General features: G+C 63.6%; 16 protein-coding genes. 10 read left to right on the forward strand and 6 right to left on the reverse strand.

What is annotated here, in order from left to right; genetic code table 11:
- On the forward strand, nt 1–539 hold a 539-nt coding region (locus Q3C01_RS12435; RefSeq protein WP_458145613.1), incomplete at its 5' end, for a tetratricopeptide repeat protein.
- A gap of 156 nt (nt 540–695) precedes the next feature.
- Entirely contained in the window at nt 696–971 is a 276-nt protein-coding gene (locus Q3C01_RS12440; protein ID WP_458145614.1) for a DUF1488 family protein, read from the forward strand.
- A 69-nt stretch (nt 972–1,040) separates the two neighbouring features.
- On the opposite strand, the gene Q3C01_RS12445 is transcribed toward Q3C01_RS12440, so the two are convergent.
- Nucleotides 1,041–1,523: a CinA family protein gene (locus Q3C01_RS12445; RefSeq protein ID WP_458145615.1), complete on the reverse strand. Its 483-nt coding sequence runs from the start codon at nt 1,521–1,523 to the stop codon at nt 1,041–1,043.
- 140 nt (nt 1,524–1,663) lie between these two features.
- On the opposite strand from Q3C01_RS12445, the gene Q3C01_RS12450 reads away from it, so the two are divergent.
- Genes Q3C01_RS12450 through Q3C01_RS12460 form a run of 3 tightly spaced genes read left to right on the forward strand, consistent with a single transcriptional unit; the run spans nt 1,664 to nt 4,325 of the window.
- Entirely contained in the window at nt 1,664–2,722 is a 1,059-nt protein-coding gene (locus Q3C01_RS12450; protein ID WP_458145616.1) for an amidohydrolase family protein, read from the forward strand.
- Between the two features lie 23 nt (nt 2,723–2,745).
- Nucleotides 2,746–3,858: an amidohydrolase family protein gene (locus tag Q3C01_RS12455; protein WP_458145617.1), complete on the forward strand. Its 1,113-nt coding sequence runs from the start codon at nt 2,746–2,748 to the stop codon at nt 3,856–3,858.
- Nucleotides 3,859–3,911: 53 nt separating this feature from the next.
- The gene (locus Q3C01_RS12460; RefSeq protein WP_458145618.1) at nt 3,912–4,325 is read left to right on the forward strand and encodes a Rieske (2Fe-2S) protein; all 414 of its coding nucleotides are present in this window, start codon (nt 3,912–3,914) and stop codon (nt 4,323–4,325) included.
- A gap of 54 nt (nt 4,326–4,379) precedes the next feature.
- On the opposite strand, the gene tcuC is transcribed toward Q3C01_RS12460, so the two are convergent.
- Together tcuC and Q3C01_RS12470 are read right to left on the reverse strand one after the other, a co-directional pair.
- A complete protein-coding gene (gene tcuC / locus Q3C01_RS12465; protein ID WP_458145619.1) occupies nt 4,380–5,711 on the reverse strand; it encodes an MFS transporter in 1,332 nt (443 codons plus the stop codon).
- A gap of 140 nt (nt 5,712–5,851) precedes the next feature.
- Nucleotides 5,852–6,745 (reverse strand): transcriptional regulator GcvA, encoded by an 894-nt coding sequence (locus tag Q3C01_RS12470; protein WP_458145620.1) that lies wholly within the window; start codon nt 6,743–6,745, stop codon nt 5,852–5,854.
- A 111-nt stretch (nt 6,746–6,856) separates the two neighbouring features.
- On the opposite strand from Q3C01_RS12470, the gene Q3C01_RS12475 reads away from it, so the two are divergent.
- Nucleotides 6,857–7,060 (forward strand): DUF1127 domain-containing protein, encoded by a 204-nt coding sequence (locus Q3C01_RS12475; protein WP_458145621.1) that lies wholly within the window; start codon nt 6,857–6,859, stop codon nt 7,058–7,060.
- 68 nt (nt 7,061–7,128) lie between these two features.
- Entirely contained in the window at nt 7,129–7,752 is a 624-nt protein-coding gene (locus Q3C01_RS12480; protein ID WP_458145622.1) for a GNAT family N-acetyltransferase, read from the forward strand.
- A 55-nt stretch (nt 7,753–7,807) separates the two neighbouring features.
- Here Q3C01_RS12480 and Q3C01_RS12485 read toward each other — a convergent pair whose 3' ends face one another.
- Entirely contained in the window at nt 7,808–8,650 is an 843-nt protein-coding gene (locus tag Q3C01_RS12485; RefSeq protein ID WP_458145623.1) for an oxidoreductase, read from the reverse strand.
- Nucleotides 8,651–8,771: 121 nt separating this feature from the next.
- On the opposite strand from Q3C01_RS12485, the gene Q3C01_RS12490 reads away from it, so the two are divergent.
- On the forward strand, nt 8,772–9,662 hold the full coding sequence (locus tag Q3C01_RS12490; protein ID WP_458145624.1) for a LysR family transcriptional regulator: 891 nt from the start codon (nt 8,772–8,774) through the stop codon (nt 9,660–9,662).
- 108 nt (nt 9,663–9,770) lie between these two features.
- Here the strand turns inward: Q3C01_RS12490 and Q3C01_RS12495 are convergent, their stop codons facing one another.
- Entirely contained in the window at nt 9,771–10,601 is an 831-nt protein-coding gene (locus Q3C01_RS12495) for an enoyl-CoA hydratase (protein WP_458145625.1), read from the reverse strand.
- A gap of 119 nt (nt 10,602–10,720) precedes the next feature.
- A complete protein-coding gene (locus Q3C01_RS12500) occupies nt 10,721–11,422 on the reverse strand; it encodes an SDR family NAD(P)-dependent oxidoreductase (protein ID WP_458145626.1) in 702 nt (233 codons plus the stop codon).
- A gap of 245 nt (nt 11,423–11,667) precedes the next feature.
- On the opposite strand from Q3C01_RS12500, the gene Q3C01_RS12505 reads away from it, so the two are divergent.
- Both Q3C01_RS12505 and Q3C01_RS12510 read left to right on the forward strand, forming a co-directional pair.
- A complete protein-coding gene (locus Q3C01_RS12505; protein ID WP_458145627.1) occupies nt 11,668–13,452 on the forward strand; it encodes an acyl-CoA dehydrogenase family protein in 1,785 nt (594 codons plus the stop codon).
- A 45-nt stretch (nt 13,453–13,497) separates the two neighbouring features.
- Entirely contained in the window at nt 13,498–14,586 is a 1,089-nt protein-coding gene (locus Q3C01_RS12510; protein WP_458145628.1) for a Zn-dependent alcohol dehydrogenase, read from the forward strand.
- Nucleotides 14,587–14,590: the final 4 nt, after the last annotated feature.

Raw genomic sequence — 14,590 nt, forward strand, 5'->3', positions numbered from 1 at the left:
GAGGAGGTGGAGGCGGAGGCGGGGGTGCCGGGGGCGTTGATCCCTTTGCGAGCACGTCCGCAGGCCAGAACAGAAGTACGCCGGCGCCGTCCTATCCAAATCGCTCCAACACGAAGGCCACCCAGAAGGGCAAGAGGCCCTACAACCAGTCGGGCATCGGCGATCCTGCCTTTGCGGCGGCCTATCGCGCCGCCTACGACACGATCTACGAGCGCAACGACTACGCCTCCGCGATCGCACAGTTGAAGGCGCTCGGCCGCGAAGACAACCCGAACGTCGCCAATCTCATCGGTTATTCCTATCGCAAGCTCGGTGACTACAAGCAGTCGCAGGTCTGGTACGAGCACGCCCTGGCGATCGATCCGAACCACGTGCTGACCTGGCAGTATTACGGCCTGTGGCAACTCGAACAGGGCAATCGCGAGCAGGCGATGTATCACCTGGAAAGGATCGCCGCGATCTGCGGTACGAGTTGCGAGGAATACAAGTCGCTCGCGGCGGCACTGGATAAGCCGACGGGCACGGCGTTGGTGTATTGAATTCGTAGGGTGGGTTAGCGAAGCGTAACCCACCTCTTCCGTCGCAGAACGGGAACACCTTTGGTGGGTTACGCCTTCGGCTAACCCACCCTACAAGGTGACAAGCCGCAAAAATTTCCGCATTGTCCCGGCCGGGGGCGCGATCGGGACAATTGGATGCCGCTGACGCGCGACAAGATCATTGGCCATGACCTCGAACGTCTGGCCTTCCGCTTCACCATGCTGAGTGATGGCGAGGAAGTGACGTGCCAGATCAGCGACGCCGCGATGGATGAGCTCGCCGGCATGCAAGGTACGGAAAGCAGCGCACGCCAGGCGCAATTCCTCTCGCTGCGCGAGACGATCGAACGGATGGCGTCAGACCTCTACGACGAGGCGCCGCGCTTCAGGGGATACGTGGTGCGGATTTTCACCAAGCATCTGGGGAGGTAGCAGCAACAGGCCCAATGTCGTCCTGGCGACGGCCAGGACGACACCGAGTGTGCGACGCGCATCTCGCGCTCACTGCTCCAAATTCTTCAGCAACAGCTTGAGCGCCGTCGCGGCAAACGTCTCCATGTTCGCCAAGCGGTCGTTGCTGCCGGTTTCCAGCGTCATCACCTCGGCCGCAGGGCCGGCGATTGCCATGCAGCTATGGCCGGCGGCGTCGCCGTAGCGATTGCCGGTCGGGCCGGCCGCGCCGGTCTCGGACAGGCCCCAGTCGCAGTCGAAACGCTCGCGCATCCGCTCGGCGAGCAGTTTTGCGTAAGGCTCGGACGACGAGCGAAAGCTCTTCATGCCGTCATCCGAAATATCCATCAGCACGCGCCGCGCATCGCGCGTGTAGACGACGGCGCCGCCGAGGAAATAGGCCGACGCGCCGGGCACCGCGAGCAGGCTTGCGGCGATCAGGCCGCCTGCGGAGGATTCCGCCACCGCAATCGTCTGTTTGCGCGCGATCAATTTGGCCGCGACCTGTTCCGCAATCCCCACGAGCTCTTTCATCTTGCGCTTCACTCCCGAGCAGCCTAGCTGCTCTCTTCTAGCATATGACAGCGGCGCTGGCCGAGTTGCAGGCGGCTTGCAGGCCTGCTTGAATGGCATCAACAAGCGATGCAGCCAAGCGCGCGTGAAGAGGAAGCGTCATGACGTCCCTGATCGCCGGCGGTGTGGACTGCGACGTGCACCCGGCGGTGCCGCACCTCACCAGTCTTTTGCCGTATCTGGATGATTACTGGCGTGACCAGGTGACGACGCGTGGCATGGTCGATCTGATCTCGCAGTCCTATCCGCAGAATTCGCCGATCACGGCACGCCCCGATTGGCGTCCTCAGGCCGGCAAGCCGGGATCGCAGCTGGAGGACATGCGGCGCCATGTGCTCGATCCCTTCGCGCTCAGCTACGCCATCTGCAACCCGCTCTATGGCGTACAGATGGTGTTTTCCGAAGACATGCAAAACGCCTTCTGCCGCGCGCTGAACGATTGGCTGGCGAGGGAATGGCTCGACCGGGAACCGCGGCTGCGCGGCTCGATCGTCGTCCCCTTGCAAAATGTCGAGAAGTCGGTGGCCGAGATCGAACGCTGCGCGGCGGACAGGCGCTTCGTGCAGGTGCTGATGCTCGTCATGGGCGACACGCCGCTGGGAAAGCGCGCGCTGTGGCCGATTTATTCGGCTGCGGAGCGGCTCGACCTCGCGGTCGGTATCCATGCCGGTTCCGCCTATCACAATCCGCCGACCGCAGTGGGATGGGGCTCCTATCACATCGAGGACTATGTTGGTCAGGCGCAAGCGTTCCAGACTCAGCTGACCAGCCTGATCGTCGAGGGCGTCTTCGCCCGCCATCCGCGGCTGAAGATGGTGATGCTGGAATCCGGCATCACCTGGATCGCGCCCTTTCTCTGGCGGCTGCACAAGTTCTGGCGCGGGGTGCGGATGGAGACGCCTTGGGTCGACCGCGCGCCACTGGAAATTGTGCGCAGCAACATCCGCTTCTCGTTACAACCATTTGACGCACCGCCGGACCAGGCGACATTAATTCGCCTGTTTGAGCATATGCAGTCCGGCGAATTAGTCCTATTCTCCACGGACTATCCGCACTGGCAGTTCGACGGCCAGGACGCGCTGCCCGAAGGTCTCGCCCCCGATCTCGTGCGCAAGATCATGATCGACAATCCGCGCGCCACCTATCCCCGCCTGAGTTAGCCGCTGCCAAAGGAGGCAAGGCGATGAATATCCAGTTCCGCGAAGCGTCCGAGTCCGCGTCTGCCCTGACTACCAAGACCGCAATTGCGGACTGCGATATCCACCCGTCGCGTGCGACCCGAACCGAGCTCTATCCCTATCTCGCCAAGCGCTGGCAGCATCATCTCGACGTCTACGGCGTGCATGCCTATCAAGGCATGATGGAAGGCCCGCCCTATCCGAAAGCCCAGCCCAACGCCTCGCGCCGCGATGCCTATCCACCGGAAGGCGGTCCGCAAGGCTCTTCGCTCTCCTTCATGCAGGAGCAGCATCTCGATCCCAACAACGTGCAACTGGGGGTCCTCAATCCGCTCGGCACCGGGCAGGGCATTCGCAATCACGAGCTCTCAGCGGCGCTGTGCTCGGCGATCAACGATTGGCAGATCGACAAATGGACCAGCAAGGACAAGCGGCTGAAGGCCTCGATCGTCGTCGGCAATGAGGATGCGATGACGGCGGCCGCCGAAATCCGCGAGCGTGCTGGTGACAAGAACTTCGTGCAGGTGCTGCTGCTGAGCCGCAACGTCGAGCCGCTCGGCCAGCGTCGCTATTGGCCGATCTACCAGGCCGCGGAAGAGGCCGGCCTCCCGGTCGGCGTGCATGCCTTCGGCTTCGGCGGCAATCCGATCACGCCGTCGGGCTGGCCGAGCTATTACGTCGAGGAGATGGTGGGACATTCGCAGTGCCAGCAATCGGCGCTCGCGAGCCTCGTACTGGAAGGCGTGTTCGAGCGCTTCCCGAAACTGAAGATGGTGATGATCGAGGCCGGCTTCGGCTGGGCGCCGTCGCTCGCCTGGCGGCTCGACAAGGTCTGGCAGCGGCTGCGTAGCGAGGTGCCGCATGTGAAGCGGCCGCCGTCCGAATATATCCGCGCGCAGGTGTGGTGGACGACGCAGCCGATGGAAGATCCGGAGCGGCGCGAAGACCTGTTCGACGTCATCAAATGGGTCGGCTGGGACCGGCTCCTGTTCGCGACCGACTATCCGCATTGGGACTATGACGAGCCGTCGCGCGTGCTGCCGCCGGGGGTGAATGAGGCCAACCGCGAGGCGTTCTATCTGGGTAACGCGCGGACGCTGTACGGGATCACCGCATGATCCGAAAAAGTGTGCAGCGGTTTTTCGATCAGATCATGCGAAAGACATAAGGCATGGCCCGTCACGTCATCGCCTCGGTGGAGGAGCTTCCGCCGGGGACGCGAAAATTTCTTGAGATCGACGGGCGGCCGATCGCGGTCTTCAACATCAAGGGCGAGTATTTCGGCCTGCTCAATCGCTGTCCGCATCAAGGCGCGGCGTTGTGCGAGGGACCGCTGATCGGGCTCGCGCAATCAAAAGATCCCGGCGAGATCGAATACACCAGGTTCGGCGAGATCATCCGTTGCCCCTGGCACGGCTGGGAATTCGACGTGCGCACCGGTCAATCCTACTGCGATCCGCGCCGCTTCCGCGTCAAGGCGTATCCGGCCCATGTCGAACCGGGCACAAGGGTCGTGAAGGGGCCGTATGTCGCCGAGACGATTTCGGTGCGCGTCGAGAGCGACTACGTGGTGGTGGAGCTGTAACCCCGCTGTCATTCCGGGCTCGATGCTGCGCATCGCCCCGGAATGACGATGCGGCTAGTGGCCGGCGACCGGCTCGGCCACCGGATCATACGTCGCGACCGCCTTGCCGCCGCCGCGATAGACGGTCGCCGCCGCGATGATGCCGAGCACGGCGGCGAACATCAGCCAGAAGCCGGGCGAGGCCTTGTCGCCGGTTTTGTCGATCAGCCAAGTCGCGGCGAACGGCGTGAAGGTGCCGAACAAGGCGGCCGCGAGCGCAAAGGCTAGCGAGAAGCAGGTGGTACGCACATGTGCCGGCACGATCTCGACGAGTGCGCCAAGCATGGTGCCGCTGTAGATGCCGAAATAAAACGAGAACATCATCTCGACCGCGAGCAGCTTGCCGAAGGTTGGCGCGGCCACCAGCCAATGCAGCGCCGGATAGGCGGTCAGCAGCGACAGGCAGGCGATGGTGAGCAGCACCGGCTTGCGCCCGATGCGGTCCGACAGCGCGCCGCCGACCGGATTCCAGATGAAGTTCGTCACGGCGACCAGCAGCGTGACCAGCAGCGCATCCTGCGTCGACAGCTTCAACACGGTCTTGCCGAAGGTCGGCGTATAGACCGTTACGAAATAGAACGTCGTGGTGGTGAGGATCGCGATCATCATGCCGAGGATGACGATGCGCCAGTTGGCGAGGGCCGACGCGAACACCTGTGCAGCGGTCGGATGTTTCTTCATCGCCAGGAATTCCGGCGTTTCCTGGAGTGTCCGCCGCAGGAAGAAGATCAACGGAATGATCAGGCAGCCGACGAAAAACGGAATGCGCCAGCCCCAGGCGGTGACGATATCGGCCGGCATCAGCTCGGAGAGGATGTAGCCGAGGATCGAAGCCACGAAGATCGCGACCTGCTGGCTCGACGATTGGAACGAGGTGTAGAAGCCGCGATTGCCGGGCGTCGAGATCTCCGCAAGATAAACCGAGACGCCGCCGAGCTCGACGCCGGCAGAGAAGCCCTGCAACAGGCGGCCGAGCAGCACGATGATCGGCGCCGCGATGCCGATGGTCGCATAGCTCGGGCAGAACGCGATCACCACCGTGCCGGCGGCCATGATCGCGAGCGTGACGATCAGACCCTGACGGCGGCCGATGCGGTCGATATAGGCCCCTAACACGATCGCGCCGACAGGGCGCATCAACGCGCCGAGCCAGAACACACCAAAGGTGTTGAGCAGCGAGGCCGTCTCATTCGTCGAGGGGAAGAACGCCTTGCCGATCGCCGCGGCATAGAAGCCGAACAGGAAGAAATCGAACTGTTCGAGGAAATTGCCCGAGGTCGCGCGCAGGATGGCGCCGATGCGCGACTTGATTTCGGGCGGATTGGTTGAAGTGGCCGGTCCAGCCATGACGCTTACTCCCTGAAGATGTAGCCGGACCGGAACTCATTTTCACGGCAGGCGACGGATCGTGCTGCGACAATCTGACTTACCCCTCTCGCGCAGGATTGCGCGAGTCAACCAATTTCGCCTCCGAAGCTGATGATTATTCAGGCTTTATTCTGCGCTGCAGCGACCAGCCAATCGCGGAAAGCGACCAATTTCGGCGCCTCGCGGCGGCCGTCCGGTGCGACCAGGTAGAACCCGGCATCCGCGGGAAGCGCGATGCGGAAGGGGACCACGAGGCGGCCCTTGGCGATGTCATCCTGGACGTAGGTGGTCCGTCCCATCGCCACCCCCATGCCGTCGATCGCCGCCTGCACCGTCATGAGCGTCATGTCGAAGGTGATACCGGGCTGCTTGGAAATGCTGGTCGAAAGCCCCGCAGCCGTCAGCCACAGCCGCCAGTCGTCGCCATTGTTGGTGTGCAGCAGCACGTGGTCTTTCAGGTCCTGTGGCGTGCGCAGCGGCTTGTCGCTCCTCAGCAGCGACGGGCTGCACACCGGGAACAGCTCGTCCCGCATCAACCATTCGGCGCGCACGCCCGGCCATTGGCCTCGGCCGTAACGAATCGCGGCATCGACATTGTCGCGCTGGAAATCCACGAGGCTCGTCGATGTGGTGATGCGGACGTCGATGCCGGGATGCTGCTCCTGGAAATTGGTCAGCCGCGGCAACAACCATTTGGCAGCAAGCGAGGCGATGGTCGAGACGGTCAGCACCTTGTCGTCGTCCTTGCGGAGTAGCCGGTCGGTCGCAAGCCTGAGATCGTTGAACGCCGCACGGACGCCCGGCAGGTAGTCGCGGGCCTCTGGCGTCAACCCCAGCGCGCGGTTCTGACGGACGAACAGGCGGATGCCGAGCTCCTCCTCGAGCCTGCGGATCTGATGGCTGATTGCGGTCTGCGTCACGTTCAGCTCGGCCGCGGCCAGCGTGAAGCTGAGGTGGCGCGCGGCGGCCTCAAAGGCACGCAAACCGTTCAGGGAGGGCAATCTGGCAGTCATTTGGCAGCAGGATGCATGAGCTTATTTCATGCGAATGGGTACAAATTGTCGTTTGTCGAAACGCCAACCAGAGCAGATATTACGCGTACAAGTTAGCTCTAGGAGCTGAAAATGTCTACGTTGACCCACAATTCGATGACAAATCATCATGCGCCGAGCCTGCTCTACCAGATCGGGGAGACCCTTCATGTCTGGCATGAGCGCTACCGCACCCGCCAAGAGCTCTACCAGTGGACCAGCCGCGATCTCCAGGACGTCGGCTTGTCCTGGAGCGACATTGCCTTTGAGGCTGAAAAACCCTTCTGGCGGGCCTGATTGGCCGCCCGGCCGGCGCCGCCTCCGGAGAGGGGCGCCGGCGGTCCTTTGTCCCGCGGGAGAATCCCATGAGCACGCTGCGCCTGGATGATCTCAAGCAATATTCGGATACGCTGCGCACCCGTCACGGGGAGGCGCTCACGTTGCGCTTCGTTGAGCCGCGCGACACCGATGAGCTCCAGCACTATTTCCGCTCGCTGTCGTCCCGTTCCCGCTACAATCGTTTCTTCGGCGCGCTGAGCGAGCTGCCCAAGGCGCTGCTGCACGACTTCACCCATGTCGGCGAGCGCGAGCGTTTCAGCGTGATCGCGACCCTGATGGTCGACGGTTTCGAGACCATCGTGGGAGAAGCGCGCTATGCCTTCCACGCCGAGAGTTCGAGCCTCGAATTCGGTCTGTCGGTCGACGACCACTGGCAGGGCCACGGCATCGGCACGGCGCTGCTCAAAAATCTCGAATGCCGTGCGGCGGCCTTCGGTGCCGAGCATCTCTTCGGCGACACGCTGCGCGCCAACGATGTGATGATTTCGCTCGCCCGGAAGTCCGGCTTCGCTTTCGTCAATCATCCCGACGACTGGAAGCTCGTTCGCTTCGACAAGGAGATCGCCGTCGAGCCGAAGGACATTCCCTGCGCAAGCTGGCGTCTCGCTGCCCTTTCCCGTCAGGCCGAAAGTCCCTCAGCCACAGCCTGACCGTACTCGAAGCCCGGTTCTGGTGAAGCCAGAATCGGGCTTGTTTTTTGCCAGATCACGAGGTGGCAGCGCCGCTAAAGTCGGTCGAGGTCGCCACCGTCAGCCACTCCGCAAGCTCCCGTTCGACAAAGGCGTTCTTTGCCTCGATCCGTTCCACGGTGTCGCTGCCGAGCGGCAAGCGCAGCGGCGGTGTGGCCGCGTCGGCCAGTTTGAGGAAGGCCTGCGCCAGCTTGCGCGGATCGCCGCGCTGACCGTGATTGACGTCGGCAGCGTGCGCCCGCGTCTTGCCGACGGTCTCACTGTAGTCAACGATCTGGAGTGCCGTGCGCGACAGTGAGGTCTCGTCGAGGAAATCGGTGCGGAAGAAGCCCGGCTCGACCACCGTCACCTTGATTCCGAGGGGAGCCACTTCGCCGGCAAGCGCCTCGCTGATCCCTTCGACCGCGAACTTGGTGGCGCCATAGACGCCCCAGCCGGGATAGCCGGTGTAGCCGCCGACCGACGAGACGTTGATGATGTGGCCTGAACGTTGGCGGCGCATATGCGGCAGCACCGCGCGGGTGACGCTCAGCAGGCCGAACACGTTCGTGCCGAACAGCCTCTGCGTTTCCGCAGCACTCGCCTCCTCGATCGCACCGAGCAGGCCGTAGCCGGCATTGTTGACGAGAATGTCGATGCGCCCGAACCGCTTGACCGCCTGGCCTGCAGCTTCATGCGCCTCCGTTTCGCTGGTGACGTCGAGCCGGGTGGCCAGGAGCCGCTCGTGACTGCCGAGCCGGGCAGTGACGGTCGAGGGATCGCGCGCGGTCGCAACCACGGCATCGCCGGCGCCAAGTGCTGCCTCGGCGATCAACGCGCCAAATCCGCGGGACGCTCCTGTGATGAACCAGACACGCATGATGTTGCCCTTCCATTAGAGGCTCCGGCGACGTGCCGAAGCTGATGGGCAAGGTGTAGCGCCTCGCCATAGATGAGATAATCCGCTATATATTCCACAAGCTACTGAGTAAAAATCATCAATGCGGATCGACCCGTCCGACCTCGCGACCTTCCTCGCCATCGCCCGTCACCGCAGCTTTCGGGCGGCGGCGACCGAGCTCGGCGTCACGCCGTCGGCGTTGTCCCATGCGTTGCGTAACATCGAGGAACGGCTCGCCCTGCGGCTGGTGAACCGCACCACGCGCAGCGTGGCCTTGACCGAAGCCGGCGAGCGGCTGTTCGCTCGCATCAAGCCGGCGTTTCGCGATATCGACGACGCGCTCGAAGACCTCAACAATTTCCGCGGCAGGCCGGCCGGCACGCTGCGGTTCACCGCCGCCCGCCAGTCCGCGCAGCTCGTTTTATTGCCGATCGTGACGCGCTTCCTGAAGGCGTTCCCGGACGTCGGCATCGAGATCATGATCAATGATGCCCTGATCGACATGGTCGCGGCCGGCTTCGATGCCGGCGTGCGCTTTGGCGAGACCATCGCCGCAGACATGATCGCGGTGCCGATCGGTCCGCGGCATCGCTTTGCGGTGATTGGCTCGCCTGCTTTCTTCAAGTCCCACAAGACGCCGGCGATGCCGCACGATCTGAAGGGCCTGCCCTGCATTCGCTACCGCTTCACCAGCGGCGCGGTCTATCATTGGGAGTTCGAGCGCGGCGGCATCGGGGTCGATATCGATGTCACGGGACCGCTGACGCTGAACGACCAGGATCTGATGGTCGATGCGGCACTCGACGGGCTCGGCCTTGCCTATGTGTTCGAAGGCCAAGTCGAAGCACTGCTGGCCAGGCGCAAGCTGGTTCGCGTGCTCGCAGATTGGTGCCCGGCCTATCCGGGTTTCTTCTTGTACTATCCGAGCCGCCGGCAATTGCCGGCAGCACTGCGGGCCTTTGTCGATTTTGCACGGACGCCTGCCGCGTAACCTGGATGGAGTGAAGCGCAATCCGGGATTCGTGGCACGCTGGCAGGCGTTCCCGGATTTCGCTTCGTTCATCCGGGCTACATTGTCGCTCCCGTATGAGCCGAGCTCCTACTTCCCCGTGAATACCGGCTTGCGCTTCTCGATGAACGCCTGCACCGCTTCCTTGTGATCGGCGGTCGTGGTCAGGCGGATCAGCCGCCCAGCCTCGTGGTCGCGAGCGGTTTCGAAATCGAACAGCAGCGCCTCGTCGAGATTGTCCTTCATGTAGCGCAGCGCGAGCCGCGGGCCCTCGGCCAGCGATCTGGCCAGCGCGAAGGCTTCATCCTGCAATTTGTCGTCCGGCACCACGCGATTGACGAGACCAATCGCCTCGCACCTGGCGGCATCGACCTTGTCGCCGGTGAACATCAATTCGCGCGCCCGCGCGGTGCCGACGAGCCGCGTCAAAAGCCAGGCAATGCCGTAATCGCCACTCAGCGCCACGCGGGCGTAGCCGGTGGTGACAAAAGCCGATTGCGCAGCGATGCGGATGTCGCAGGCCATGGCGATTGCGAGCCCGGCGCCAGCCGCAGGCCCGGGCAGGGCGGCGATCGTCGGCTTGCGCACCGAGACCAAAGCGCCGGTGAGCAGGCGCTGCCGTTCCTGGAGGTCGGCGACCTTGTCGTCGAAGGACATTTCGAGCTTGGCCTTGTCGCGATGCGCGCCCATGCCTTTGACGTCGCCGCCAGCGCAGAAGGCTTGCCCTGCGCCTGTGATCAGGAGCACGCCGACATTGGGATCCTCGCCACAGGTTCGGATCATCGTGCGCAGCGCCGGCGTCAGCGTGTCCGACAGTGAATTGCGCGCCTCGGGCCGGTTCAGCGTGATCACCGCGACGCGGTCGCGAATGACGCAAACGAGTTCGTCGGTGCCGGTGTCGATGGTGGTTTCGGTGGTCATGCTTCCCTGCTCCGGTAGGGTGGGCAAAGCGCAGCGTGCCCACCACTTCTGCTTCCCGTGTCGATCATGAGAGGTGGGCACGGCGCTGCGCGCCTTTGCCTACTCTACGGTAGTGCACCTCAAAACTTCTCCACCCAGGGCCGCAGCTCCATTTCCCAGGCCCAGGCGCTGCGCGGCTGTTGCAGGACGTTCCAATAGCTCTGTGCGATCGCATCGGGATCGAGCATCGAATCCGGCCTGTCCGACGCCTCCGCGCGCGCTGCGCTACGGATGCCGCCGTCGATGACGAAATGGGCGACGTGAATACCCTGCGGCGCGAGCTCACGCGCCATGCTCTGCGCAAGCCCGCGCAGCGCGAACTTGCCCATCGCGAACGGCGCCGACTGCGCATAGCCCTTCACGCTCGCCGATGCGCCCGTGAACAGGATCGCACCGTGCTTGTTGGGCAGCATGCGCTTTGCCGCCTCTTGCGCCACCAGGAAACCGCCGAAGGCGCTGACCGTGATCGACTGCGCGACATCGGCTGCGACGAGCTCGACGAACGGTCCACGCGTCCGGCCGCTCGCATTGTAGACCACGACGTCGGGCGTGCCGATCTCGCGCTCGACGAGGCCGAACAGCCGCTCGACCTCCTCCGGCTTGGTCGCGTCGCACGCAAAGGCCTTCGCGCTGGTCTCGCCGCAGAGCGCGCCGAGTTTTTCGATCTTCCGCGCGGCGAGCGCCACGCGCAGGCCCTGGGCGGACAACAGCCGTGCCAGCGAGGCGCTCAGGCCTTCGCCGGCACCGACGATGAGCGCGATGTTGTATTTGGGATGTTCCATGTTGCGATCCTCTGGGAAGCAGGAACAGCGGATTTATGCATGCTTCGTTCGAACGACCAGCCGCGCGCGCCAAAACGGCTGATCACAATTCCGCAGAGCGGTCTGGGCCATCGCCAGCGCTCATGCCTCCCTGACAATTTGCGGCTTTATCGGCCTCCTCGCCTGGAGCATGATCGACATCATCCAAAGCAGCAAGCACCAAAGCGGCAGGAAATCCCGCAGGACGGAAACGAGAGAGGTCGATCATGCACAAGCCGGGCACGTCACAGCAGGAGAGCGTCGCGGCCGAGCAACCGGGCCTGCTTGCGCCCGACACCACTGGCATGAACTTCTACCGCGCCGATCCGGCATTGACCGATCTCTTGCGCATTCATCTGCCCGATCCACTATTCCGTCACATCGAGCCGCACCTGGACCGTCTCGGCGAGCTCGCCGGCGGCACTCTCGACGAATGCGCGCGGCTTGCCGACCGGCATACGCCGGTGCTGCATCAGCGCGACAAGTTCGGCCGCGACGTGCAGTGGATCGAATATCATCCGGCCTATCGCGAGCTGGAAAAAGCTGCGTTCGGCGAGTTCGGCATTCACGCGCTGTCGATTCGCAAAGGCATCATGGGCTGGCCGGACAAATATCCGGTGGTCGCAAAGCACGCCTTCACCTTCCTGTTCAACCAGACCGAATTCGGCATGGGCTGCCCGATCAATGTCACCGATGGCTGCGCCAAGCTCTTGGCGAATTTTGGCAGCGAGGTGCTGAAGGCAAAATATCTGGACGGCCTGACCCAGACCGACATGAGCAAGCTGACCCAGGGCGGCCAGTTCATGACCGAGAAGGAGGGTGGCTCCGACGTCGGCACGCTGACTACTCGTGCGGTTCGGGAGGGCGACCATTGGCGGCTCTATGGCGAAAAATGGTTCTGCTCGAATGCCGACGCCAAGGTCGTGATGCTGCTGGCTCGCCCTGAAGGCGCAGGCCCCGGCACGCGTGGCGTCGGCCTGTTCCTGATGCCACGCTTCCTCGATGACGGTTCGCAGAACCACTACCGGATAGTTCGGCTGAAGGACAAGCTCGGCACCCGTTCGATGGCCTCGGGCGAGATCAAGCTCGAAGGTGCAATCGCTTATGCGGTTGGCAAGCTCGATCGCGGCTTCGTGCAGATGGCAGAGATGGTCAATTCGTCGCGGCTCTCGAACGGCGTGAAGTCGACGGCGCTGATGCGCCGCGCCTACCACGATGCGATGACGGTAGCGACCAATCGCGTGGTGTTCGGCAAGCGCATCATCGACCTGCCGCTCGGACGGCGCCAGATGATGAAGATCATGCTGCCGGTCGAGCAGGCACTGTCGATGAGCTTTCTGACCGCCGACGCGCTCGACCGCGCCGAGGCCGGCAGCCAGGATGCCGCGGCGCTGCTGCGCATCCTCACCCCGACGCTGAAGTTCCGCGCCACGCGCGATGCGCGAAAGGCCTGCGGCGACGCGCTCGAGATGCGTGGTGGCATCGGCTATATCGAGGAGTTCGCCACATCGCGGCTGCTCCGCGATGCCCATCTCGGCTCGATCTGGGAAGGCACCGGCAATATCGTGGCGATCGACACCTTGACGCGCGCGGTCGGTCGCCATGGCGCAGAAGCCGCACTCGCCGCCGATCTGCATGCGCGGCTCGACGACAGCCCGTCCGTGCCACAGGCCTGGCGCGATCGGTTGCGCGGGCTCACCGATCGTGCAGTCGGCTTCGCGCGCGAGGTCGCTGGTAGCGCCGACAACGAAGCCGATGCGCGGCGCGCCACGAGCCTGCTCTATCACGTCGCGAGCGCCGTGGCGCTCGCATGGGAATCGCACCGCATTCACGAGATGCGCGGTGATGCGCGACGGCTCCTGTTGTCGCGGCTCGTGATCGATCATCGGGTATCGCCAAGCGATCCGTTCCGGCTCACGGAAAATCGAACCCAGCAAGCCGTCGTGTCGCTGCTGCTGGGCGACCGCGCGGCTGCGATGGCCGAGGTTGGCGAACTGGTCTTGGCAGCGTAGGCTGCGCCGCGCGCATAAACCAAGAAAAGCGATAGGGAGTGCTCGATGAAGGCTGCCGTTCTCTATGAAGTCAACAAGCCGCTCGTCATCGAGGACATCAGCCTGCCGAAGCCGGGCCCGCGCGAGGTCCTGATCCGCACCGCTGTCGCCGGCCTCTGCCACTCGGATCTGCACTTCATGGAGGGGCTCTATCCGCATCCGCTGCCCGCGGTGCTCGGTCATGAGTCGGCTGGTGTCGTCGAGCAGGTCGGCTCCGACGTGACTTACGTGAAGCCGGGCGATCACGTCGTCACCTGCCTGTCCGTGTTCTGCGGCACCTGCGACAACTGCACGACGGGCCGCACGGTGCTCTGCACCGACACGACGGTGAAGATGCTGCCGGGCGTCTCCGATCGGATGCAGTGGTCGAAGCCGGAGAAGCTGCACCAGTTCCTCAATTTGTCGTCCTTCGCCGAGCAGATGCTGGTACATGAGAACGCGATCGTCAAAATCCGCAAGGACATGCCGCTCGAGCTTGCTGCGCTGATCGGCTGCGGGGTGATCACTGGCTATGGCGCGGTGGTGAACACCGCAAAAGTCCAGGCCGGCGAGACCGTGGCGGTGATCGGCTGCGGCGGCGTCGGCATGGCCGCGATCAACGGCGCCGAGATCGCCGGTGCCGGCCGCATCATCGCGATCGATACCAACCCCTCAAAACTCCAGCTCGCGACCAAGTTAGGGGCGACCGACATCATCAATCCCGCCGATGGCGATGTGGTCAAGCAGGTGCGCGACCTCACCAATGGCGGCGTGCAGCATTCCTTCGAGGTGCTTGGTCGCAAGGAGACCGCGGAGCAGGCGTTCGGCATGCTCGCCGCCGGCGGCACGGCGACGATCGTCGGCATGATCCCGTTCGGGCAGAAGATCGAGCTTCACGGCTTCGACTTCCTGCGCGAGCGCAAGATACAGGGCTCGTCGATGGGCTCGAACCACTTCCGCGTCGACATGCCGCGCCTGGTCGAATTCTATCTGCGCGGCCGCTTGCATCTGGAAGACTGGATTTCGGCCAAGCTGAAGCTCAGCGAGATCAACGAGGGCTTTGCCAGCATGAAAGCTGGTAAGACGCTGCGCAGCGTGATTGTTTTTGATAGCTGAGCGA

It is taken from the genome of Bradyrhizobium sp. UFLA05-109, assembly GCF_054185165.1.